At 66.4% G+C, this 20,728-nt stretch carries 23 protein-coding genes; 13 read left to right on the top strand and 10 right to left on the bottom strand.

Annotated features, from left to right (window positions below):
- Positions 1 to 129: 129 nt before the first annotated feature.
- Positions 130 to 933 carry an EI24 domain-containing protein gene (locus tag B0I08_RS08165; protein WP_106211699.1) on the bottom strand — a complete coding sequence of 268 codons (804 nt, stop codon included), beginning with the start codon at positions 931 to 933 and terminating at the stop codon, positions 130 to 132.
- 96 nt (positions 934 to 1,029) lie between these two features.
- Here B0I08_RS08165 and B0I08_RS08160 point away from each other — a divergent pair, with 96 nt between their 5' ends.
- The 5 genes from B0I08_RS08160 to B0I08_RS08140 all read left to right on the top strand — a co-directional run bounded on the left by B0I08_RS08160 (position 1,030) and on the right by B0I08_RS08140 (position 5,913).
- Positions 1,030 to 2,175, top strand: a complete 1,146-nt coding sequence (locus B0I08_RS08160; RefSeq protein WP_106211697.1) for a ScyD/ScyE family protein — start codon at positions 1,030 to 1,032, stop codon at positions 2,173 to 2,175.
- A gap of 6 nt (positions 2,176 to 2,181) precedes the next feature.
- A complete protein-coding gene (locus tag B0I08_RS08155) occupies positions 2,182 to 3,258 on the top strand; it encodes a ScyD/ScyE family protein (protein ID WP_106211695.1) in 1,077 nt (358 codons plus the stop codon).
- Between the two features lie 145 nt (positions 3,259 to 3,403).
- The gene (locus B0I08_RS17885; RefSeq protein ID WP_219905635.1) at positions 3,404 to 4,333 is read left to right on the top strand and encodes an SDR family oxidoreductase; all 930 of its coding nucleotides are present in this window, start codon (positions 3,404 to 3,406) and stop codon (positions 4,331 to 4,333) included.
- Positions 4,334 to 4,368: 35 nt separating this feature from the next.
- Positions 4,369 to 4,992, top strand: coding sequence for a sugar O-acetyltransferase (locus B0I08_RS08145; RefSeq protein ID WP_245884706.1), 624 nt, complete (start codon positions 4,369 to 4,371; stop codon positions 4,990 to 4,992).
- Positions 4,993 to 5,043: 51 nt separating this feature from the next.
- The gene (locus B0I08_RS08140; protein ID WP_106211693.1) at positions 5,044 to 5,913 is read left to right on the top strand and encodes a transposase; all 870 of its coding nucleotides are present in this window, start codon (positions 5,044 to 5,046) and stop codon (positions 5,911 to 5,913) included.
- Positions 5,914 to 5,939: 26 nt separating this feature from the next.
- On the opposite strand, the gene B0I08_RS08135 is transcribed toward B0I08_RS08140, so the two are convergent.
- Positions 5,940 to 6,770, bottom strand: a complete 831-nt coding sequence (locus B0I08_RS08135) for a MerR family transcriptional regulator (protein WP_219905634.1) — start codon at positions 6,768 to 6,770, stop codon at positions 5,940 to 5,942.
- 195 nt (positions 6,771 to 6,965) lie between these two features.
- A complete protein-coding gene (locus B0I08_RS08130) occupies positions 6,966 to 7,697 on the bottom strand; it encodes a hypothetical protein (RefSeq protein WP_146134361.1) in 732 nt (243 codons plus the stop codon).
- Between the two features lie 76 nt (positions 7,698 to 7,773).
- On the opposite strand from B0I08_RS08130, the gene B0I08_RS08125 reads away from it, so the two are divergent.
- Positions 7,774 to 8,547, top strand: a complete 774-nt coding sequence (locus B0I08_RS08125) for a glycosyltransferase family protein (protein ID WP_106211687.1) — start codon at positions 7,774 to 7,776, stop codon at positions 8,545 to 8,547.
- Here the strand turns inward: B0I08_RS08125 and B0I08_RS08120 are convergent.
- A complete protein-coding gene (locus B0I08_RS08120) occupies positions 8,534 to 9,226 on the bottom strand; it encodes an alpha/beta fold hydrolase (RefSeq protein WP_106211685.1) in 693 nt (230 codons plus the stop codon). The two genes, B0I08_RS08125 and B0I08_RS08120, sit on opposite strands and share 14 nt — an antisense overlap.
- Positions 9,227 to 9,287: 61 nt before the next feature.
- Positions 9,288 to 10,151, bottom strand: coding sequence for a siderophore-interacting protein (locus tag B0I08_RS08115; protein WP_106211683.1), 864 nt, complete (start codon positions 10,149 to 10,151; stop codon positions 9,288 to 9,290).
- A 185-nt stretch (positions 10,152 to 10,336) separates the two neighbouring features.
- On the opposite strand from B0I08_RS08115, the gene B0I08_RS08110 reads away from it, so the two are divergent.
- Positions 10,337 to 10,915, top strand: coding sequence for a TetR/AcrR family transcriptional regulator (locus B0I08_RS08110; protein ID WP_245884705.1), 579 nt, complete (start codon positions 10,337 to 10,339; stop codon positions 10,913 to 10,915).
- An 8-nt stretch (positions 10,916 to 10,923) separates the two neighbouring features.
- Entirely contained in the window at positions 10,924 to 11,415 is a 492-nt protein-coding gene (locus B0I08_RS08105; RefSeq protein WP_106211679.1) for an FBP domain-containing protein, read from the top strand.
- 48 nt (positions 11,416 to 11,463) lie between these two features.
- Here B0I08_RS08105 and B0I08_RS08100 read toward each other — a convergent pair whose 3' ends face one another.
- The 4 genes from B0I08_RS08100 to map all read right to left on the bottom strand — a co-directional run bounded on the left by B0I08_RS08100 (position 11,464) and on the right by map (position 15,066).
- Positions 11,464 to 11,892 carry a BLUF domain-containing protein gene (locus tag B0I08_RS08100; RefSeq protein ID WP_106211677.1) on the bottom strand — a complete coding sequence of 143 codons (429 nt, stop codon included), beginning with the start codon at positions 11,890 to 11,892 and terminating at the stop codon, positions 11,464 to 11,466.
- An 84-nt stretch (positions 11,893 to 11,976) separates the two neighbouring features.
- Entirely contained in the window at positions 11,977 to 12,591 is a 615-nt protein-coding gene (locus tag B0I08_RS17755; RefSeq protein WP_181243335.1) for a hypothetical protein, read from the bottom strand.
- A gap of 161 nt (positions 12,592 to 12,752) precedes the next feature.
- Entirely contained in the window at positions 12,753 to 14,120 is a 1,368-nt protein-coding gene (locus B0I08_RS08090) for a hypothetical protein (protein ID WP_146134360.1), read from the bottom strand.
- A gap of 154 nt (positions 14,121 to 14,274) precedes the next feature.
- Positions 14,275 to 15,066 carry a type I methionyl aminopeptidase gene (gene map, locus B0I08_RS08085; protein ID WP_106211671.1) on the bottom strand — a complete coding sequence of 264 codons (792 nt, stop codon included), beginning with the start codon at positions 15,064 to 15,066 and terminating at the stop codon, positions 14,275 to 14,277.
- Positions 15,067 to 15,127: 61 nt separating this feature from the next.
- Between map and B0I08_RS08080 the strand changes: the two genes are divergently transcribed.
- The gene (locus B0I08_RS08080) at positions 15,128 to 15,472 is read left to right on the top strand and encodes a helix-turn-helix domain-containing protein (protein ID WP_106211669.1); all 345 of its coding nucleotides are present in this window, start codon (positions 15,128 to 15,130) and stop codon (positions 15,470 to 15,472) included.
- On the opposite strand, the gene B0I08_RS08075 is transcribed toward B0I08_RS08080, so the two are convergent.
- On the bottom strand, positions 15,469 to 16,137 hold the full coding sequence (locus B0I08_RS08075) for a GNAT family N-acetyltransferase (protein WP_106211667.1): 669 nt from the start codon (positions 16,135 to 16,137) through the stop codon (positions 15,469 to 15,471). The two genes, B0I08_RS08080 and B0I08_RS08075, sit on opposite strands and share 4 nt — an antisense overlap.
- Before the next feature lie 222 nt (positions 16,138 to 16,359).
- Here B0I08_RS08075 and B0I08_RS08070 point away from each other — a divergent pair, with 222 nt between their 5' ends.
- The 4 genes from B0I08_RS08070 to B0I08_RS08055 form a co-directional block, all read left to right on the top strand.
- Positions 16,360 to 17,865 carry an NAD(P)-binding domain-containing protein gene (locus tag B0I08_RS08070; RefSeq protein WP_106211665.1) on the top strand — a complete coding sequence of 502 codons (1,506 nt, stop codon included), beginning with the start codon at positions 16,360 to 16,362 and terminating at the stop codon, positions 17,863 to 17,865.
- Positions 17,866 to 18,056: 191 nt separating this feature from the next.
- Positions 18,057 to 19,568 carry a sensor histidine kinase gene (locus B0I08_RS08065; RefSeq protein ID WP_106211663.1) on the top strand — a complete coding sequence of 504 codons (1,512 nt, stop codon included), beginning with the start codon at positions 18,057 to 18,059 and terminating at the stop codon, positions 19,566 to 19,568.
- An 8-nt stretch (positions 19,569 to 19,576) separates the two neighbouring features.
- A complete protein-coding gene (locus B0I08_RS08060) occupies positions 19,577 to 20,239 on the top strand; it encodes a response regulator (protein ID WP_106212258.1) in 663 nt (220 codons plus the stop codon).
- Positions 20,240 to 20,537: 298 nt separating this feature from the next.
- Positions 20,538 to 20,728 (top strand): hypothetical protein (locus B0I08_RS08055; protein WP_146134359.1); only part of this gene is annotated, 191 nt, incomplete at its 3' end.

Raw genomic sequence — 20,728 nt, 5'->3', positions numbered from 1 at the left:
CAACAAATCAATGGCGCATCGCTGCGGCCTACAAAATTTGCCTGTAGACCGTGGCTACTTCGACATACGGCTCTCAGTCGAAGTGGTCCAGGGCGCGACTTGGCTTGACCGGGTAGCGTCCTGCTTTCGCTACTTCGCGGGCCGCGCCGCCGTATCGCCCGAGGCCGCGAGCGTGTCCCGACTCAGCATCGCGGCACCCGCCACGGCGGACGGCATCACGACGACCGCGGCTACCGGCACGAGAAACAGCAGGTACGTGGCCATGCCAAAACCGAGGCTCCGCGCGCGGCGCACCTTGAGGGCACGGCGGCGGTTCTTCACACTGAAGCCGCGCGCGTCGAACGCGAAGCCGGTGAGCTCGACCACCAGCAGCCAGCCACCGAAGACAGCCCCGAGGGTGAGGGCGATCGGCGTGCCGACGAGCGGGATGAGCCCGCAGAAGAAGACCAGGATTCCGACGCCGATGGCGGGGATGAGCAGGCGGATGCCGTCGCCGATGGCTTTGAGCATGGAGCGCCAGACGCCGAGGTTGAGGTCAGCGGGAGCGTCGCCGAGCCGGGTTTCGACCGCGCGCCAGATGCGCTCGTAGAACGGGTCGCCCACCACGAGGGTCACGGCGGCAAAGGTGTAGGCGGCGAGGAGCACAGCGACCACCACGATGGCGAGCGTCGCGGCGACCCGGATCACGGTGCGAGCGGTTTCGTCCCAGTCGTTGGCGAACGGCGTCATCCAGGTGGCGACCGGATCGAGGTTGACCACGAGGAAAATGATGGCGGCCAGATAGATCGTCCCCACGATGAGCGCCGGAATCGCGCCGAGGAGCATTAGGCGGGGCGAGGTGACCCACATGCCGAATCCACGGCCGAGATACCCGACCCCCGCGAAAAGCTCGCTGACGAATCCGGCGGGGACGGTCGGGGAGGTCGCCTGCATTGCTTCAGGGTACTTGTGACGGGCCGAATATGGCCCATTGGGCTCCTTGACCCGGCGCGAGAAGGCGACGCAGCCTGAGGCAAAAGGAGAAAACCAATGGCTATCAAAAGAACAGCGTTGTTCGTCGGCACCGTCGTCGCAGCACTTCTCATTCCCTCGGCGGCTTTCGCCGGTGGCGGGCACGGCGACTGGAGCGACGACCCGGGCGGAGGTCGAGGAGGCGGCAGTGGGGGAGGCGATGGCGGCGGTGGCGGCGGCGAAGTCACGACCGAGGTCATCGCCAGTGGGTTCGAGGGCACCAGCGGGGCGACGATCGGCCCGGACGGCGCACTCTACGTTGCCGAGGGGGTCACGGGTGAGATCAGTCGGGTGGACACAACTACCGGCGAGACATCCGTTTTCGCCAGCGGACTTCCGCCAGCGCTGTTCCCGGTCGGCGGCGTGATCGACGTCGCGTTCGTCGGCGACACCGCGTATGCGCTCGTCACCAACGTCGGGGTCGACTTTGGCGCGACCGACGTCAGCGGCATCTACCGGATTGATGACGCGGACAGCTGGACCGTGTTCGCCGACCTCGGGGCCTTCTCCGCGGCGAACCTGCCCGACTATCCGGTGGAACTGACCGAGGGTGTGCCGTTCGCGCTGGAAGCCACGCGCGACGGGTTCCTCGTCACCGACGGTCACCACAACCGCGTGCTCGCGGTCAACTGGGAGGGCGAGGTCAGTGAGCTCATCGCCTTCGGCAACGTGGTGCCAGCGGGCATCGCGAACGCTCGGGGCGAGTTCTACATCACCGAATTCGGAGCGGTTCCCTACGCGCCCGAGGACGGCAAGGTGGTCGCGGTCACCAAGTCAGATCCTGTTGCGACCGAGGTGGCTTCCGGATATAGCGCCTTGGTGGATGTTGAGTTCGCCAGCCGCGGAGCCCTCTACGCACTGTCGCAGGGCGACACACCCGGCGACGTGGTTCCCGGTTCGCCGGCTCTGCCGGACAGCGGGGAGCTGCTGCGCGTGGGCGACGACGGCACGCTCACCCCGGTTGCCGAGGGCCTGAACCTGCCGACCGCGGTGGCATTTGCGGGCGGTGATGCGTTCGTCGTTGCCCAGGGCGAAGTGTTGCGGATCAACAACGTCGTCGCCGACTCCGGCGGCTGGCTTGGCGGAGGCCACGGTGGGCACGATAGCGGCACCCACCACGGGCACCATGATGCGCAGAACGGCGGGGGCCGCGGTACCCGTTAGGACACGATGAAGATCGCACGGACGGCATGGCTCGCGGTGACGCTCACCGCGGCCATGCTCGTTTCGTGTGCGCCGCAGTCAGGGGTCGATGACCGCCTCCTGGGCGGGATGATTCGCGACGACCACCTCAAGGTTCGCGTGCTCGCCTCCGGGCTGAACGGCACCGGCGGCAGCGCCATCGGACCCGATGGTGCCCTGTACGTCACGGACCGGGTGGCGGGCGAAGTCATCCGGGTGAACACCACTACGGGCGAGAAGTCCACTTTTGCCACCGGGCTGCCGCCCCCTCTGTCCATGAGCGGTGGACCGATCGACATCGCGTTCGTCGGCCAGGTTGCGTATGTCCTCGTCGCCGATGTGGACGCCGGCCCCGGCGGCGACCGGGTGAACGGCATCTACCGCATCGACGATCGGGACAGCTGGACCGTGGTCGCAGATCTCGGTGCGTTCACACGCGCGAATCCGCCGCACAATCCGGTGACCCTGATGGAGGAGCTAGCTCCCGCTATAGAACCCGTGCAACACGGGTTTCTGGTCACCGACGGACAGCGGGAGCGGCTGCTCGCGGTCACGCGGGAGGGCGAGGTCAGTGTGCTCCTCACCTTCGGTAACGTGACGCCGACCGGAATCGCCAGGCTCGGCCGCAGCGTGTACATCGCCCAGACGGGGTCAATGCCGTATGGCGCCGAGCGTGGCCGAGTCGTCGGGATTCTGGGAGGAGAGTCCGAGGCGGTGCAGGTCGCGTCGGGTGACAGCCCGTTAGTGGATGTGGAGTTCGCCGGCTGTGATGCGCTCTACGCGCTTTCGCGCGGCTATGCGCTCCCGGGGGCGACGGCTCTGCCGAGAACCGGCAGGTTACTGCGGGTCAACGGCGACGGCTCCCTGTCGCGGGTTGTCGGGGGACTCGACCTGCCGACATCGGTGGAGTTCGCAGACGGGGCGGCGTTTGTCGTCGCGGGCGATGAGGTGTTGCGCATCGACAATGTGCCCGGCGACGCCAACCCACAACACCCTGGCGTGCGGTGCAGGCATCAGTCTCGCCCGCAGGCGGCCGCGCAGCCGATGTGGGGCCGCGCGGGGTGACAGTGGGGTGACGTGGCTGGCTTTCCCCGCCCCTTGCGAATCTTGCGGTGCGCCGCCGACTCGGGCGAGCGGCACAAAGGGGGCTTGGGCGGGTGCGGCCCGATCGGGATACTGAGGGCACACACCACACTCGAGAGGACCCATCGTGGCAGAGATCCTCGTAACCGGGGGCACGGGCAATCTGGGCCGTCCCACTGTTGCACGCTTGCGGGCGCGCGGGCACATCGTTCGTATCCTCACCCGGGGCGAGGGCACGCCCGCCGACGGTGGGCACCCTGGGGAGGGGCAGCCCGCCGGCGTTGCGGAGTCAGCAGAGGCTGACGGCTCGCGCGCGGCGGACACGCACCCAGACCGCGCCCACCCCGACCGGACTCACCCGGAGCGCACACACCCCGACCGGACGTTCTCCGACCGCGCGCATCTGGCTCGCGGGCATCTGGTGCACGGCGATCTTGTCTCCGGGCACGGGGTGGCCGCGGCGGTCGACGGTGTGGACACCGTCATCCACCTGGCAACGACCAACGGAAAGCGCGACGTCGCGGCCACCCAGCATCTGATCGCCGCGTGCGAGAAGGCAGCAGTGCGCCACCTGATCGTCATCTCGATCGTCGGCGTAGACGAGATCCCGCTGGGCTACTACCGGGCGAAGCTGCAGATCGAGAGTCTCGTCGGCCAATCGACGGTGCCGCACACGATCGTGCGGGTGACCCAGTTCCACTCGTTTGTGGCGAGGCTCTTTGCCTTTCAGCGATGGTCGCCCGTCGTGTTTGCCCCGACCTTCTCCTTCCAGCCTATTTCCGTGGACGACGTCGCTGTGCGCCTCACCGAGCTTGCCGAGGGGGATGCCGCGGGACGAGTTTCCGACATCGGCGGACCTGAGCAGCGCACCGCCCGCAATCTCGCGCGGGCATGGGCGAAGGCAGCCTCGATCAAGCGCCCGATCTGGCCGCTCACGCTGCCTGGCGCCACGTTCGCCGGCTACGCAACGGGACACAACCTGGTGCCCGGCCCGCCCTACGGCACCACGACGTTCGAAAACTACCTCGCTACGCGCTACGACGGCACGTCGCACTGAGGGCCTGAATCGTGCCGAGGTCTAGAGTGCAGGGCATGGCAAGGACTGAAATACCCACCCCAGACACCGATCGCAGCGAGTTCGACAAGATGGTGGCGGGGGACTGGTATCGCTACCGCTCCGGCCCCGAACTCGCCGAGATGACGATGAAGACGCAGAGCACCTGCCGCAAGATCACCGCCCTGTTCGACGAGGATCGCGACGCCGCCCAGAACCTGCTCCTGAGCATTCTCGGTTCCGCAGGCGTCGGCCTCGACTTTCGGCCGCCGATCAACATGGACTACGGCTCGCAACTCCACGTGGGCGACAACACGTTCATCAACGCAGACTTTCTGACGCTCGGCGGCGGCACCATCACCATCGGTAACAACGTGCTCGTCGGGCCAAGTGTGCGCCTCTACACCCCGACCCATGCGCTCGATGTCGAGGAGCGTCGCGCTGGCTACGAGTTCGTCTCCCCGATCACCATCGGCGACGACGTGTGGCTCGGCGGCAACGTGGTGGTCTGCCCGGGGGTGACGATTGGGGCCGGCAGCGTCATTGGGGCCGGCTCGGTGGTGACCAAAGATGTTCCCGCCGGCGTGATCGCCGTGGGCAACCCCGCCAGGGTCGTGCGCGCGCTCGAGCCGCGAGAAAAGGACCTGATCCCGCTACCGTGAGGTTGCCCGAGGCACTGGCCGCGATCCCGTGCGCGGGACAGTATGGAGTGTATGTCCGACTCGCTCGCTGTGTTGTCCCTTCGTGCCGTTGCCGCGGAGCTGTACGGGCTTGATCCGAGAGAGTTCACCGCCGCCCGCACCGCGCGCGTGAAAGACCTCCGATCGATCGACGCAGTCCTTGCCCAGCAGGTGGGAGCGCTGCGTAAACCGTCGCCGGCCGCGTGGATCGTCAACCTGTTGGCGCGAGAGCGGGCCGAGCGGATGCGCGGCCTCATGGCTTTGGGCGCGTCGATGCGTCTGGCCCAGGCGGCCCTCGACCGGGGCGAACTCGGTCGGCTGAGCACGCAGCGTCGGGATGAGGTGCGCGAGCTGATCGCCGAGGGGGCCAGCCTGGCGACCGCGGCGGGCGCCAAACCGAGTGCCGCCGTACTGAACGAAGTCGAGCAGTGCCTTCAGGCGGGAACCGTTGATGCGGATGCCGCGGCCGCTGTCACCAGCGGCCGTCTCGTTCGCGCGTTGAGCGCCACGGGCTTCGAGGAGGTAGATCTGGCAGACGCCGTTGCCGCCCCCGACGTCGGAACCCGGGCGGCGGCGAGCACATCTCCGCGCCCGCCGGTAGACATCGCGGTGGCCAGGCGCCGGGCCGAGGCGCGGAAGCAAGCCGAGCGCCTGGATCGCGAAGCCGGGTCTGCGGCAGCCGAGCTTGAGAAAGTGATCAAGCGGGGCATCCGGCTCGAGGAGCGCAGGGACGCGCTCAACGAAGAAATCGCGAACCTCGAGCAGCGGCTCGAGGCGACGGAGACCCAGCTGACGACGCTCGAACGGGAGTCCCGGGAGCTCGCCGCCGAGCAGAAACGAGCGCGCGAAGCCGCCGAGGAAGCCGATCGCCTCGCCGTGGAGGCACGGGCGGCGCTCGAGTAGGCGCGGCCCGCCGCCCGCGGCCCCGACTATTTCGACGCGATGGGGAAGGCGATGTCAGCGACTTCCGCGCCATCATCCGCCTGCATCAGGTCCGCAAAATACACCTCGCGGGGTGGGCCCGCCACCCGCTCGCCGTTACGCGCGATCCAGCTTTCCACGGCGTCGTACGCCGAGAGCACGTCCGGAAAACGCACCTGCGCCTTGGTGATGCGGGTGAATGCTTCGCGGTGAGACGGGTCGACGCGTGACGGGAGAGACACCGTCTCGGCGACACCCGCGGGTATTGGGCTGCAGACTTCGACCGGGCCGTCGCTGTCTTCGGTGACATCGCCGTGGTAGATCACCATCGAGGAACCGAATGGTCCGCCCGCGGTGGTGAGCGCCGCGAGCTGCCGGCCGCCCGCGTCGGCGATGAACCCTGGCAGGGCGTCGGCGGTGACATTCCGCTGCTCGGTGAGCACCGTCTGCTCGGGAACCTCGCGTGTGGAGATTGTGTACATGGGATATGTGTCCTTTCCTCCGGACATAACGCTCTGAAGCAGCTCGGCAAGATTGCTCTGGTGCCGCGCCCGTTCCGCCGCGGCGAGGGCATGCTGGCGCACGAGCTCGGCTCGGGCGTGCCGCGGGGCGGAGAGGATCGCCGCCACCTCGACCATCGGCATGTCCAGCCGGCGCAGAAGCCGCACCAGCCGCGCGTCGCGCAGCTGGCTTTCGCGGTAACGCCGGTACCCCGTAGAGGTGTCCACGGCGTCCGGCCTGAGCACGCCGCGGCTCTCGTAGAGCCGTAGCGCCTTCACCGACAGCCGTGACCGCCGGGCGAACACTCCGATGGTGAGTGTGGGATCGTTCTCGTTCACACGTCCTCCACGGGATATCGATCGAGCGGTTGGCCACTTCAGGACTGCGTAGCGGGGGTGACCTTCACCCCTCATCCTGTCCTGATACCAGCGTGGGTTCTGCCCCAGGGGACGAGTCAAGCCAAAATTACGGGCGATCTGACAGTCGTGGCGGTGGGCACAAACCGGATGCCGCGGTTGTTTCGTACGCCCGCCTCAGGAGCCGAAGTTGGGTGACGGTGCAATCATCCGCGTGATGGCATCGTTCGGATCATCGGCGGTGAGGCCGACCGAGAACGTGTACAGACCGCGGTCGTTCTCCCCCTCGGTTGGTAGCGGCGTGACATCCACCGAAGTAACGAGGCGTTCGGGCTCTCCCGGCGCGGCGACGTTCTGGGCCGTGTCGGGGTATGCCGCCGCGAGTTCGGGAGCTGAACGGCCGACCTCGATGCCGTCGCCCGCCCCGATCGTCACCGTTGTCCCTGCGGCGCTCTCGACAGCCCGTGTGGTGGTGGCCACCCGGAAGTTTTCGTAGAAGGGCGCGATCCCATCGCCATCCGCGTCGTGCACGCTGAATCCGCCCCAGGCGTACTCCGTACTCTTGGCTGGTTCTACGTCGGGCTCGTGCCGGATGATCTCGGGGTCATACCCAAACCCGCCAGACAGCGCTGCAACCAGCGGTTCCACCGAAGAGAAGTAGTCGTACGTGACGGACGAGTCATCGCTCGACAGGAGCGTGATGCCGTTCGCCTTCATAGTGATGCTGGTGACCTCGGCCGGGGTGCTCTCGGCCGGGGTGCTCTCGGTGGGCTCGACCTGCGGGGGTTCGCTGGGCGAAGGCTTGTCGCGCGTCGGCTCGCCCTCCCGCGTTGAGGGAGTGCATCCGGCGAGGGTCGCAGCGAGGACCATTGACGTGCCCAGTGCCATCATCCGCTCGAAGCTATGCATACCTCAAATTCTAGTCAGGCGGCGACTTGCGCGGCATCCGATAGTCTCGTTGTCGACATCATCGACGGAGTAATTTGTGACTGATCCGACCCTGCGTTTGCCGAACTCGACATTCCGTGCGGTGCTCGACCTCGGCCAGCTGCCTTTGGAGACCCCTCCGTTGCCGCGCCGCTTCATGCACCCCGACCTCGATGCCGACTGGGACGAAGAGAACAAGGTCGCGGCCCTGTACGTCGAGTTCGAAGACGGTCAGCTTCACGTCGAGGCGACGGAAGAGGGCGTCGAGTACCACTTCCACCGCGGCGAGGACGAGGAGGGCAGCACCAGGAGCCCGTGGGGTGCGGCCGACACCGACGCACTCGTGCTCTGGTCCGCTCACCTGATGGCGCACATCTACCCTCTGCTGCCCGATCTGATCAGCGATGCGCAAGAAGCCGCCGACTGGCATGCCGCGGGCCTCAGCGTCTATGCGCGCGAAACGGGCCCGGTGCCGCTTGAAATCGTTGAAGTGGAGATGGAAGGCGAGCTGTTCCTGCTGCCGTGGCTCGGCTCCGGCCACGTCGAGAACGAGCACGTCGACGGCAATCATCACCCGATCGTTTTGCTGTGGAATCCCGACCAGTCCATCGACCCCGACATCACGATCGCCCGAGCGTGGCTTGACCCGCGCAGCGGGGAGCCCCGCTCCAAGGCGGAACCCCGCGTCGACTGGACGGCTGTGGGCCTCGATAAGGCCGAGGTTCTGTCTTGGCTCGAGGGCGTCTACCTGAACCACCACGTCCTCGAGGATCCCGCCGAGGCGATCCTGCGTGCGGCACTCGAACGGATCGCGGGCGTTACCTCGCGCTAAGTGCGTCGATGATTGAGCGGATGTCGGCGGCGACCACCTGCAGGTCGTTGGCCAACTGATGCCCTCCGAACGTGGTGCGCGTGATCGCCTGAGGAATCGCCGCAGCGTACAGGTCACGATGCGCGAACGGCACGATGGCGTCGTCTTCGCTCGCGTACAGCAACACCGCCGCCTCTGCGGGCAGGAGCGCACCGAGATTGCGCGGGAGCTCGAAGCCGTCGAAGGTCCACGCAGGATCGCCGCCGGGGAACGGAGCCGCGATGACGCAGACCGCGGCGATCCTCCGCCCGGGCAGGTGGTTTGCGCGGCGTTCGCTCGCGTGGTCAGCGATGAGGTGGTTATCGCTGAGGTACTTGAGGAGAAGGTACCCGCCGAGTGAATGCCCGACCAGCACGATCGACTCAGCATCTACTAAATCAGTGCCTGCAGACTCAATGCCTCCAGAGTCAATGCCTCCAGAATCGCTGTCTGCAGGGCCCCGCCGTGAGCCTGCCCGAGCGATAGCCTCACCGATCTCTGGTAGCCAAATCTCATCATCGGGCTCGTCCTCATTGGGCATCAGCGGGATGTCCACTATGTACCCGGCGCCCAGATGCCGGCCAAGGCTCTCCGCGAGCAGCGCATCCGCTGCGTGGGCACCCGCGCCGCCACCCTGGAGAAAGACAACATGAGTCGTCATGACCGGAAGGCCGGTTGTTCCGGGCCGTTCGTGCGGGGCGGCATGTGCGGGGATCGACTTCCTAGGCGGCGCGCCTGCGCAGCGAGCGTCGTTCCGGACGCCAGTAGGCGCAGAAGTCGATTGCGCCCTTGGGTAGCCCCGCGTGCTGGGCGCGTTTGCGGGCCGCCAGAACGAAAGACGCCTCGCCCACGGCGTACACGTATCCGGTGGGGTCGAGGGTGAGTGCGTCCAGCCGCTCCAACGCCGCCGTACCGGCAAGCGCATGGGCGTGCGTGGGGGAATCTGAGCGGATGATCCATTCGACGTCAATGGTCGCGTTCGAACTCAGCGCGCGAACGTCGTCTCCGTGGGGCACCTCGAGCAGCAGCGTCGCGTTCGCTCCCGGGGCGAGGCTACGGAGAATTCCTTCTACGCCGGGCAGGCCGCTCTCGTCGGCGACGATCACGACGGAGCCCGTCGCGTCTTCCGGCGCGAAGATACGGCCCTGGTCGAGCATGCCGAGCGGGGAGCCGGGCTGCGCATTCAGTGCCCAGTTGGCGCCGACGCCCTCGATCAGTCCGGTCGTTGCGGATCGGTGCACCACGAAGTCGATGTCAATCTCCCAGCCGAGCTCGCTCTGGCGAGCGTCGCGCACGGTGTAGTTACGCACCAGGGGACGAGTGTGATCGGGCATCGCGAGCAGGCGGGAATACCACCCCTCGCAATCACCGTGGGGGAGGGCGAGTGGCGCCGTGGCATCCACCGGCAAAAACAGGCGCAACCACTGGTCATAGCCGACCGAGGCGAACTCGAAGTCGGCCTCGTTAGAACCGATCGTGACGCGCACGAAGCTGCTGCTGAGACGCTCGGTGCGCACGACCCAGAGTCGCTGCACGCGAACGTCGGTGGGGCGGACGGCCTTGTCTGAGGCGAGTGCTTGGGCCATGAGGGTCTGCCTTGTGGTCGTGTGCTGGACGAGAAAAGCCGACCGGGAGTGGATGTCCCGCCGTCTGAGGTTAGCCTAAGCTAACTTTTCCGCCGCGTCCACACCGCTCGGCGTGGCTTTCGGATTTCCTATAGGCTGTAGTTTATTAACTACGAATGTTAGGGGAGCGGATGAAGAGGCCAGGGATGACCGAGGCTCGCTTGGTGAGCGCTGCGGCCGAGCTGGCCGACGAAGAGGGGCTTGCCGCGGTCAGTATCTCTGCCCTGGCCCGCCGCTTCGGGGCGCAACCGGCGAGCGTCTACTCGCACGTTGCCGGTCTCGACCGCCTTCTCGACCACACCGCGCAGTTCGCGCTGAAAGAGCTGTCGGACCTGCTCGCCGAGACGCTCCCCGGCAAGGCAGGTCGGAGCGCCCTGTTCGCCTTCGCGAACGCGCACCGTGACTACGCGCGGGCTCATCCCGGGCGTTGGCAAGCGGCGGGGCGGCAGCTGGCCCCTGATGTCGCCGCCGCAAGCGCCGGGCCGAGGATCGCGCGAGCCGCTCGGGCCATCATGCGGGAGTACGGGCTGTCCGCGACTGACGAGGTGCACGCCGTGCGCCTGCTCGGGAGTGCCATCAACGGGTTCGTCGCTCTCGAGGCCGGCGGCGGATTTGACCATTCGGCCCCTCCGGCGGCCGAGAGCTGGGCCCGTGTTCTTGACGCCGTGGACACCTCGCTGCGCCATTGGCCGGCGGCCGCGGCATCCGCCACATCGATCGATTGAGAAACTGAATGCTCCCCCTGACTGACGCAACCATCACGACGTTGTTCGTCAACGCATCCCGCAAGGAAATTGCCGACATCACCCTGCCGGGAGGATTCGGCGACGTGAAGTGGGACGAGCTCGACTACTTCGGCTGGCGCGACCCGAGGCTGGCACGCCGTGCCTACATCGTCGTTCCGGTGGACGGGGAGTTCGTGGGGATTGTGCTCAAGCAGTCCGAGGCGTCGCCGCGTCGCCGGGCGCAGTGCACGTGGTGCCAGGACGTGAAGTTGCCGAACGACGTCGTGTTCTACAGTGCGAAGCGGGTTGGCGCCGCGGGGCGGAACGGCAATACGCTCGGCACGCTGATCTGCGACGAGTTTCAGTGCTCGCGCAACGTGCGCAAGCCCGTGCCGCCGGCGTATCTCGGCTTCGACGTTGCGGCGGCGACGCTCCAGCGCATCGAAACACTGCGGGTACGGTCGGCGGGGTTCGCCGCGGACGTGCAGCGGGCTGGGTAGCGCTTGGCAGCGAGCCGGGCACCGGGTTGGCCAGCGGCTTGAGCGTGCTCAGGCGCGAGACAGCCAGTACTCGGCGAGCCACTCGAGAAACTGCGCTGCTTCGTTCTCGGCGTATTTGAGCCGGGATCGTCCGGTTCGTGCGTCGAAGAAGTCGTCAAATCCGGTGAGCGTTTTGAACGAGTCATCCGACAGCGGTCTAAAACCCATCGTCCACTCGGGGAATTGCCGTTCCGCGATGAACTTCTCGCTGATCTTTTGCACGCTGCGGTGTCGGGGGTCCGCCGCGATGATGTCGTAGCGGGCGTGCACCTGTTCGGCGGGGCCCTCGAGAATCTGGATGAAGCGCCCGCGGTGGTACAGCAGCGCGCCGGTCAGCCCGAGCCCCAGGTTGTTCGCCCGCGCCTGCACCAGGATCGCGGCCACATCGTCATCCGTCATCGTGTCTGTTGCTGCACTCACGTAGGCGATCGAGATCACGGCGCCCCCTTCATGATCACTGGCATTCCATTATCGGGCACGCGTCCGCAGCACGCTTATTCAGCACGCGAGCCCGCGTCGCGGTCACTCGTCCTTGTCGGGCTTTTCTTCCTTGTCGGGCTTGTTTTCGTTGTCCGAGTTGTCATCGCTCTGTTCATCCGCTGCGTTTTCGGCGGCCTGCCTCGCTTCTTCGGCCGCGGCCTCAGCGGCGGCTGCCGCATCCGCTGCAGCTTTCGCCTCCGCATCCGCTTGAGCCTTCGCAGCTGCGTCTGCATCTGCCTGAGCCTTCGCGGCAGCGGCGTCCGCAGCCTCCTGAGCCTCGACCGCGGCCCTGGCTTCTGCTTCCTCTTCCGCCGCCTTCGCAACCAGAGCGTCGAGGTCTGCCCTGACGAGATCAAGGCCTTCCTGGATCGCATCGGCACGTTCGGCGCTGACGCCACCATCGGCGCGGGCGGAGTCGAGCTTCTGCTGCAGGGCGTCCAGTTCGGCGAGCGCGGCAGCAGTGTCGGAGCCGGCCGAGTGGTTCGCGACCAGTTGCACAGACTGCTGGAGATCGGATGCAACGGCGTCGTCGATCTGGGAACAGCCGCTGAGCATCGCGGCGCCGAGAACCGTCCCGAGGATAAGCGCCGCTGTGCGTCGGCGGATGGCGTGGGGGCGCCCTGTCGGCGTGTGCGGTGCTGACGGTGCTGGGCTCATCACGGGTCCTGTCGGGTTTGTTGGTCCTGGCGACGCGGACCGCGGATATCTCGTGAACCGCCGATATCTCGCGGACTGCGTGCATCTACGGTAGCCCACTCGGTTCGGATGCCTCTGAGAGCGACCACTCCGTACACAACAAACGCGACTGAAGTGGCCCCTTAGCTCACGCAGGCCGAGTTAGCGCTGATCGAGATGCCGTCGGTCGTGCCGCGTATCGTCGCGCCGGTGACGGTGGCGTCGAGAAGCTGAGTGCCGTAAATGTCGAGTCCGAGCGCGCGGTCGGACTGCACCAGGCCGTTGCTCACCCAATCCGCTGTGATCGCGGCGAACGCCTCGTCCGCGCTGTCGGTCACCTCGAAGATGGGCAGCACGATATCGCCGCGGATGCTTGTTCCGCTTGCCTGGGAACACTGTTCGGCCCGCACCGTGTGCTCGGCCGTGACTCCCGCGATCCGCTCCGTGTTGTCGAGGAACGCTGCCACCTCGGCGGTGAGCACGTCCAGTTGCGCGAGGACCGCAGGATCGTCGCTCGGAACCCACTCGGCTGGCGCGGTGGCGCCGCCGGCGGGTAGCGGCGCAGCGGCGTCTGCCTCGGGCTCCGGGGGAGCCGGCAGGTCTTGGGGTTCGGGAGCTCCGAGGGGCAGGCCGACGAATCCGCTGAGCTCTCCGCCGCCGGCCGAGGTGACGCGAAATCCCGTACGCGGCGCGGATCCCGCCTCTGCGGCGGCATCGCGGGTTGCCGTCAACAGCTCGACCACGGATTCCGGATCATCCGCCTCGATCGAGATGCTCGGCCGGAGATACGGCGCGTCGCCGAGATCACCCCAGGCCACGCTCTGGGTGGCATATATGCGGTCGACGGATGAATCGTCGCCGAGTCGCTGCAGCACGTCGAGCATCTCGACCCCCGGTGTGGCGGCGCCCACCATTGCCCAGCGATAAGCCTGAGGCGCGGCACTTGTCCACTGCACCGCGGCGGTGAGGAGAGGCTCGTGCACACCGAAACCGTCGACCGCGCGAAGTGACGCGGCGATCTGCGGAAGGCTGGCACCCGGCCGCGCCGTGACGGATGTGCCGCTGGCGGTGCCGCCCACCCTTACAGCCTCGACCTCCGGAATCGCGCGCAGCCGCTCGGCGGCGACCACCGACTCAGCGCCGAGGTCCTGCAGAACCACTTCGGCGATTCCGATGCGGGCGGGCACTGTGAGCGTCGCATACGCGGCGTAGACGCTGAAGCTCGCGCTGGCGACGACCCTGCCAACCGCCGGCGGCAGCGGCTCGAGCCCGGCGGAGTTAGTGGCGGTGACGGCGAAGGACAGAATCCAGTCGTTGTGGTGATCTTTCGGATCGCGGCTGCGCACTTCCACCTCGGCACTGGCTACCCCGTCAATCTCGCGGATCTGCGTCACCAACTCCTCGGCCACTTCTTTCACCGCCGCGGGAGGTTCCCACAGGGAGCAGCCCGCCAAGGCCAGTGTTGTTGCGGCGACCATCAGGGCGGCGAGAGTTCGGACGCGGTTATTCACCCGCTCAGTCTCCAGCGCGCCGAAGCGGCACAGCGCCGATTCGGGCGTGAATCATCCTCCGGTTGATGAATCTCCGCCTCTGGGTGGAGCTCCCCGTGGTCACCGAGGCGGATGCCTGGTCAGCGCGACATCCGCCTCACTGAAGCATCATGACTTACCGTGGTGCGCCTGCGGGTGCGGCAGGCAGAGTGAGTATCTCGGCGCCGTCGACGGTGATGGCGATGGTGTGTTCGCTGTGCGCTGTTCGGGCACCGGTTGCACTCCTGAGTGTCCAGCCATCGGGATCCGTGACGAGCTCGTCGGTGTCCGCCATGACCCACGGCTCCAGCGCGAGCAGCAGACCAGGACGCAGCGTGTACCCGCGCCCGGGGCGCCCGGTGTTGGACACATGCGGGTCCTGGTGCATGGTCGATCCGATGCCGTGACCGCCGAACTCGACATTGATGGGGTACCCCGCCTCGCTGAGCACCGAGCCGATGGCGTGCGAGATGTCGCCGATGCGGGCGCCGGGCTGTGCGGCGGCAATCCCCGCGGCCAACGCGAGTTCGGTGGCGAGGATCATCGCGACACTCCCCTCGGGTCGAGATTCGCCCACGAGGAAGCTGATCGCGGAGTCTGCGGCCATACCGTCTTTGGTCACGGCGAGATCAAGGGTGAGCAGATCGCCGTCGGCGAGGGCGTAGTCGTGGGGCAGTCCGTGCAGCACGGCGTCGTTGACCGCGGTGCAGATGTAGTGCCCGAATGGGCCGCGCCCGAAGGATGGTGCGTAGTCGACGTAGCAGGATTGCGCTTCGGCCTCCAGGATCAGCGCTTTCGCCCAGCGATCAATGTCGAGGAGGTTCGTGCCCACCACGCTCCGGGTCTTCAGCGTCTGCAGAATGCTGGCAACAAGGGCCCCGGTCTCTCTCGCTCGGTTCAGTTCCCGGGGAGTCAGAATTTCGATCATGCAATAACTATACCGGCCATATTGTCCCGGTCATATTATCCCGGGGAGTAGTATCGGACCCATGGTCAGATTGCCCCTCACTCCCGCAGAAGTCGAGCGCGGACAGCGCCTCGGTGCCCTTCTTCGCCGAGCTAGGGGAGACCGTTCGATGCTTGAAACGGCGCTCGATGCACGCGTCTCGCCGGAGACTCTCCGCAAGATCGAGACGGGCCGCGTCGCGACGCCCGCCTTCCCAACGATCGCCGCGATCGCGGAGGTGCTCGGTCTTTCGCTGGACGAGGTCTGGGAGGAGATCACGCGAACCGAACGCGACGCGGAGCCGGCCGGCTCTGGCTCTGGCGTCGGCTCTGGCGCCCGCTCTGGCGCCGGCGTCGGCCACGGCTCGCGGCAGCGGTTGGTCTCCTAGGCAGTCCCAAGAGGTTTGGACGGATCAGGTCCGCCAAGATCGGGCGCGCCGAGATCGGTCCTGCCACGATCGGTCCTGCCAAGATCAGGCCTGCTAAGACCAGTGCTACCAAGACCAGTGCTCGCAGCTCGACGTTCACCGCGTGGAGTTCCGCCCGCCGTTAGTGCGCGGAAGTTAATCCACACGTCTGCGGGCAAATCGTCACGCCCGGGCACCCGTTCGCGCGTGCTCGACCAGTCGGGGTCCATCTCCGCTGCGACGCTCCGCCAGAATGCTCCCGCGCCGGAGTTCGCTTCCTGGAATGCAACGGCCCACCGTCCGGGTTGCTGGCCCGTCACCGCGCGAATGACCGCTCTTCCGTGGCCGAGTCGGCGTGCGGCGTTCACGAGGAAGAAACTGGTGATGATGCGTTCCGGTGGGCTGCCGTCGCGAACGATGCAGAGGCCGACGGGCGCTTCGTTCAGCCAGACGATGTACCCGATCGTGGATGAATCGCCCAGTGCGTTATCGAGGCGTTCCTGGCGAAACCGGCCGCGCGCGTCTGGAAGCGCGCCGGAATAAGCCGACATCTCGTGGCGGAACATCGTCCAGAGTTGTTCGAGGACCCCGCGATCGGACTCCGACGCAATGGAAAGCCGGAGGGCGGGCGGATAAAAGTTAGTCATAAAAAAAGCCTCAACCGGGTTCGGCAGAGGCGTGGACTCCGAGAAGTTTACCGCGATCCGCGAGGTTCCCGCGATTGCGCGACGCGTCCCCGCTTCGCGAAACAGCCACGAAACATCTTCTCGCTAGCATCGACACTGCATCTGGCGGTACGGGGTTCGTCCCCTGAGGGTTCTCCCAAAAGGTGGCCTGCTTTGCCATGCCATCAAACGAAGGACTGATCCTTGTCGCTACCTCTCGCCGATTCATCCCACAGGCTCGAAATTCTTACCGAGCGCATCCGCTACGAGCTCGACCTGCTGAGCTATCGCAGCAAAGACTGGATCCCAGCGGTCGACGGCGTTCTCGACGTGCTGATCATCGGCGGAGGCCACGCCGGACAAACTGCCGCGTTCGCGCTCGCCCGAAAGGATGTGCGTCGAGTGCTGGTGCTCGATGAGGCAGCGGCAGGCAGCGAGGGCCCGTGGTCGACGACGGCGAAGATGCACACGCTCCGCACTCCGAAGACGCTCAAGGGTCCCGACCTCGACATCCCGAGCCTGTCTCCCCATGAATGGTTTGTCGCGCGATTCGGGCAGGAGCGCTGGGACGCCATCAGCTACATTCCCCGCGAAGACTGGCAGCAATACCTGGCGTTCTATCGACGGGTGACGGGCATCGTCGTCCGCAACGAAACGCGGGTGCTGCGGGTGGATCCGCCGACCAGCGCCGACGGGCCGTTCTTCGTGCACACGAGCACCGCGGGCGAAGAGGACGTGCTGCTGGCCCGTCGCGTCGTGTTCGCGACCGGTCTGGAGGGCGCGGGCGGCGTTTCGGTGCCGGAGAATCTTTTTGGTCACCTTCCCCGCTCGGTCTGGTCCCACACCAGCGACGCATTCGACTTCGCAGCGCTCAAGGGCAAACGCGTGGGGGTAGTCGGGGGAGGCGCCAGTGCGTTCGACGCTGCGGCCACAGCCCTCGACAACGGTGCCCTGCGCGTGGACTCGTTTATGCGGCGCGCCGCGATGCCGAGCGCAAATCCGTTGCGCTGGATGGAGTGGGTCGCGTTCCTCGAGCACTACGCCGACTGGGACGATTCGATGAAGTGGGCGTTCACCCGGCGCGTGCTCGACGTTGACCAGCCGACCACCCAGGGGAGCCTCTGGCGCTGCTACGCCTATGACAACTTCTCTCTTAGTTTCGGATCTCCGTGGTTGTCCACCCGCATGGACGGGGATGAAATCGTGGTGGATGTCGCGGGCCGCGAGCACCGTTTCGACTACCTGATCGCGGGCACAGGAGTGACGGTCGACCTCTATCGCCGCCCCGAACTCGCCGCGTTCGTCGACGAGATCGCGCTCTGGGGCGACCGCTTCCAGCCAGAGCCCGGCGCGGAAAACGCCGGACTCGCCCGGTACCCGTACCTGGGGTCCGACTTCTCGTTTACCGCGAAGGACGCGGCCGCTGCGCCGTGGATGTCCCGGCTCTACCATTTCGCCCAAGGCGCTCGCGTCACAATGGGGATCAGCGGGCACCAGCTGTCCGGACTTCCGACCGGCGTCCAGCGGCTCGTCTGGGGCATCACCCGGGAGCAGTTCCGCGAGAACGCGGCAGCGATCTGGGCCGACTTCCAGGCCTACGACACCCCCGAGCTCGTCAATATCGGACGCCGCCCCGAGCACCTGCCCCAGCCGCAGGTGTCGTCGTCGTCGAGCAGGTTGTTGGGCTGGGAGGTTGTGACGTCCGAGTAGGCGCGCAGGGTCTGCAGGGTCTGCAGGGTCTGCAGGGTCTGCAGGGTCTGCGGGGTCTGCGGGGTCTGCGGGGTCGGCCGGGCCTGCCGGGCCTGCATGGTGCTGTGTGGTCTGCTGTGCGCTCTCATCTGTTGGGATGAAATAGCCGCGTAGCGTGAGCGGAGCCGTCGCCCCGGCCCTAACGTGTGGATATGTCGTTGCATATCTCGCGCTTCCGCCCCTGGTTTGAGCCCATCGCTGCCGTGATCTTTGTAGTGCTGTGGAGCATTGCCGAAGCCGGGCGTTTTCATAGTGCTGGCGCGCTTCCGCTGCTGGTGGGTTTTGGGCTCGCGATCGCGCTCTCGCGGGTCGCGCCGCTGTGGGCGCTGGGTATAGTTGCTGTTCTTCTGCTGGTGCAGAGCCTGCGTCTTGCTCCATTGCCGGAGTCCACGACCTGGCCTGTCTACCTCGCGCTGATCGGCGTCGCGTTCGTCATGGGTCAGCTGCCGGGGGAGCGCGTGCGCTGGCTCGCTCTCGCCTGCGGCATCCCGTTTTCTGTAATGGTCGCGTTTCTCATGGTCGTGCCCCTTCCGACCGAGCCTGTGCGCTGGACGTCGTGGACCGGGCAGCCGTCATCAGGCACCTATATCGCGGGCGCCTTGTTCACCGTCGCGGCAATGGGCTTTGGCCTCTACGTCGGTGCATGGGCGCTCGGCTTCGCCGCCCGCCTGAACCTGATGCAGCTGCGCGGCCGCTTCCTGCTTCAGAACACGGCTCGAGACCTCGCGATCGCTGAGACCGAGGTGCTCAACGGACGCGAGCGCGATTGGGTGGCTCGCGAAGTGCACGACCTGCTCGCGCATTCATTGACTGTCGTTACGGCGCAGGCCGATGGAGCACGGCTCAGCCCCAGCGCCGACATCCGCACCAAAGATGCCGCCCTCTTGGCAATCTCGGGGGCAGCCCGCACCGCGCTGATAGACATGCAGGCGTTTGTGGAGGCGCTTCGTGAGGAGCCCTCCGGTGGCCCTCAGCCGAGCCTCGCCGAGTTGCCCGCTCTCCTGGCTCGCCTTGCTTCTGCGGGAATGGAAGTCACAGTGCGCGACTTCGGTGAGGCCAAGCCTCTTACCCCGGCGAAGGAGCTGGCTGTGTTTCGCATCCTGCAAGAAAGCTTGACCAATTCGCTGCGGCATGCCGGGTCGGACGTTCCGGCGCGCGTGACGTTCGACTGGCGGGGACCGGGCCTCGCCCTCTCTGTCACCACCGCCCGAGGTGCGGCGAGAACAACGCCAGACGTTTCTGATGGTTCGCAGCAGGTGGCTTCCGGCTTCTCTCCCGGCCACGGAATCAGAGGAATGAAGGACAGGGCACGCTTGGCGGGCGGCTGGTTGACAGCGGGTGAGGTGGATGAATCGGACGCGACTTTCATCGTCGCGGCATTCTTTCCGACAGAGGAAGCTACCGATGCGGCAAGTGACACGAAACTCGACCACCGCGACCCAGAGGCTGGCGGCTACGCCGACCGGAACCGTGCCCACTACGCCGACCCCGCGAAAGGGGGTGCGGGCACGCTGAGCATCACCGCTGACGCAGGCCGGGGTTCCGCTACGGCTACCGACGCGGCCACCGGCTTGGGCCTCGGCACAGATACTGGATCCGGATTCGGCCCAGATGCTGGGTCTGGGTTCGACACCGGCAGTGACAGTGCTCGGTCGGCCCGGTGACCGCGCCGATGGAGCCGATCCGTATCGTCGTGGTGGATGACCAGGCCTTGTTCGTCTCCGGCATCAAGATGGTGATCGAGTCGGCAGCGGACCTCGAGTTTGTCGGGTCGGCCCGCAACGGACGGGCCGCCGTTGACGTGGTCGAAGATCATCGTCCTGACATAGTGCTGATGGACGTGCGGATGCCCGTCATGGACGGCATCGAGGCGACCCGCGAGATTGTCAAGCGAAGTGACCCCGACAGGGTGCCGCGGGTGATCGTGCTCACGACGTTTCACCGAGATGAAGCGGTCCTGCGCGCTATTCGCGCAGGCGCGAGCGGCTTCATCACCAAGGACGCGACCCCGGAATTCATGATCGAAGCCATTCGCCTCGTTCACGCAGGACAATCCGTGCTCGCTCCGCAGGCCACCGTGGATCTGCTCACTCGGTTCGCTCCCGGATCCCGGTCGACCGATACCGACGACCGCGTCATTGCCATGCTGAGTCCAAGGGAGCGGGAGATCTTCCTGCTTGCCGCGCGCGGCTTGTCTAACGCAGAAATCGCGGCGGCCGCGTTCGTGAGTGAGACGACGGTGAAGACGCACGTCAGCAATATCTTGGCGAAGCTTGGTTTGCAGAGCCGCGTGCAGATCGTGGTTTTTGCGTACGAGAATGCTCTTCTGGCCTAGCACCTGTGCTCCTGTGCTCCTGTGGTCGTGAGCTCCTGAGCTCCTATGGTCGTGTGGTCGTGATGTCGTGGGGTCCTGAGGTCCTGAGGTCGTGAGGTCCTGCGGTTCTGTGGTCGTGACGTTCTGCGTCCTGTGATGCGTTTCCCGGCTAGGAATCGTGTCTCCCGCACGCCCGCATCTCCTTCCTGTCATCCATTGTGCGCACCGTGGCCAGTTCTCTAGATTCGAATATAGTTTCGAACAATGTGGCTAGAGTCAAGCCCTATCTTCGAATCCCGTTCGGCACGATGATTGATATATGGACTCGACATTCGAACACACCGCCCCGGTCGAGCATTGGGCTGTCCCCGGCGTGACGGTGGAGCCGGGGGTGGAATCGTGGGCTCTTCCCCCGACCCCGGTGGTGCCCGCAATGTCAGTGCTGCAGGCGTCGGGTGAGTTGGTGGTGTTGCTTGGCCGGGTCAGGGCGGATCTGGCCCGTGCGGCGGA

The organism is Glaciihabitans tibetensis, assembly GCF_003003265.1.
GTDB lineage: Bacteria > Actinomycetota > Actinomycetes > Actinomycetales > Microbacteriaceae > Glaciihabitans > Glaciihabitans tibetensis.
The sequence above is the reverse complement of the archived record's forward strand: the minus strand, read 5'-3'. Positions and strand labels throughout refer to the sequence as shown.

Coding starts and splice junctions, on each gene's coding strand:
- B0I08_RS08165 (WP_106211699.1), bottom strand. CDS start 933: ATGCAGGCGACCTCCCCGACCGTCCCCGCCGGATTCGTCAGCGAGCTT.
- B0I08_RS08060 (WP_106212258.1), top strand. CDS start 19,577: ATGGAGCCGATCCGTATCGTCGTGGTGGATGACCAGGCCTTGTTCGTC.
- map (WP_106211671.1), bottom strand. CDS start 15,066: ATGATCGAAATTCTGACTCCCCGGGAACTGAACCGAGCGAGAGAGACC.
- B0I08_RS08065 (WP_106211663.1), top strand. CDS start 18,057: ATGTCGTTGCATATCTCGCGCTTCCGCCCCTGGTTTGAGCCCATCGCT.
- B0I08_RS08145 (WP_245884706.1), top strand. CDS start 4,369: ATGGCAAGGACTGAAATACCCACCCCAGACACCGATCGCAGCGAGTTC.
- B0I08_RS17755 (WP_181243335.1), bottom strand. CDS start 12,591: ATGAGCCCAGCACCGTCAGCACCGCACACGCCGACAGGGCGCCCCCAC.
- B0I08_RS08140 (WP_106211693.1), top strand. CDS start 5,044: ATGTCCGACTCGCTCGCTGTGTTGTCCCTTCGTGCCGTTGCCGCGGAG.
- B0I08_RS08105 (WP_106211679.1), top strand. CDS start 10,924: ATGCTCCCCCTGACTGACGCAACCATCACGACGTTGTTCGTCAACGCA.
- B0I08_RS08110 (WP_245884705.1), top strand. CDS start 10,337: ATGACCGAGGCTCGCTTGGTGAGCGCTGCGGCCGAGCTGGCCGACGAA.
- B0I08_RS08080 (WP_106211669.1), top strand. CDS start 15,128: ATGGTCAGATTGCCCCTCACTCCCGCAGAAGTCGAGCGCGGACAGCGC.
- B0I08_RS08120 (WP_106211685.1), bottom strand. CDS start 9,226: ATGACGACTCATGTTGTCTTTCTCCAGGGTGGCGGCGCGGGTGCCCAC.
- B0I08_RS08155 (WP_106211695.1), top strand. CDS start 2,182: ATGAAGATCGCACGGACGGCATGGCTCGCGGTGACGCTCACCGCGGCC.
- B0I08_RS08075 (WP_106211667.1), bottom strand. CDS start 16,137: ATGACTAACTTTTATCCGCCCGCCCTCCGGCTTTCCATTGCGTCGGAG.
- B0I08_RS08130 (WP_146134361.1), bottom strand. CDS start 7,697: ATGCATAGCTTCGAGCGGATGATGGCACTGGGCACGTCAATGGTCCTC.
- B0I08_RS08160 (WP_106211697.1), top strand. CDS start 1,030: ATGGCTATCAAAAGAACAGCGTTGTTCGTCGGCACCGTCGTCGCAGCA.
- B0I08_RS08115 (WP_106211683.1), bottom strand. CDS start 10,151: ATGGCCCAAGCACTCGCCTCAGACAAGGCCGTCCGCCCCACCGACGTT.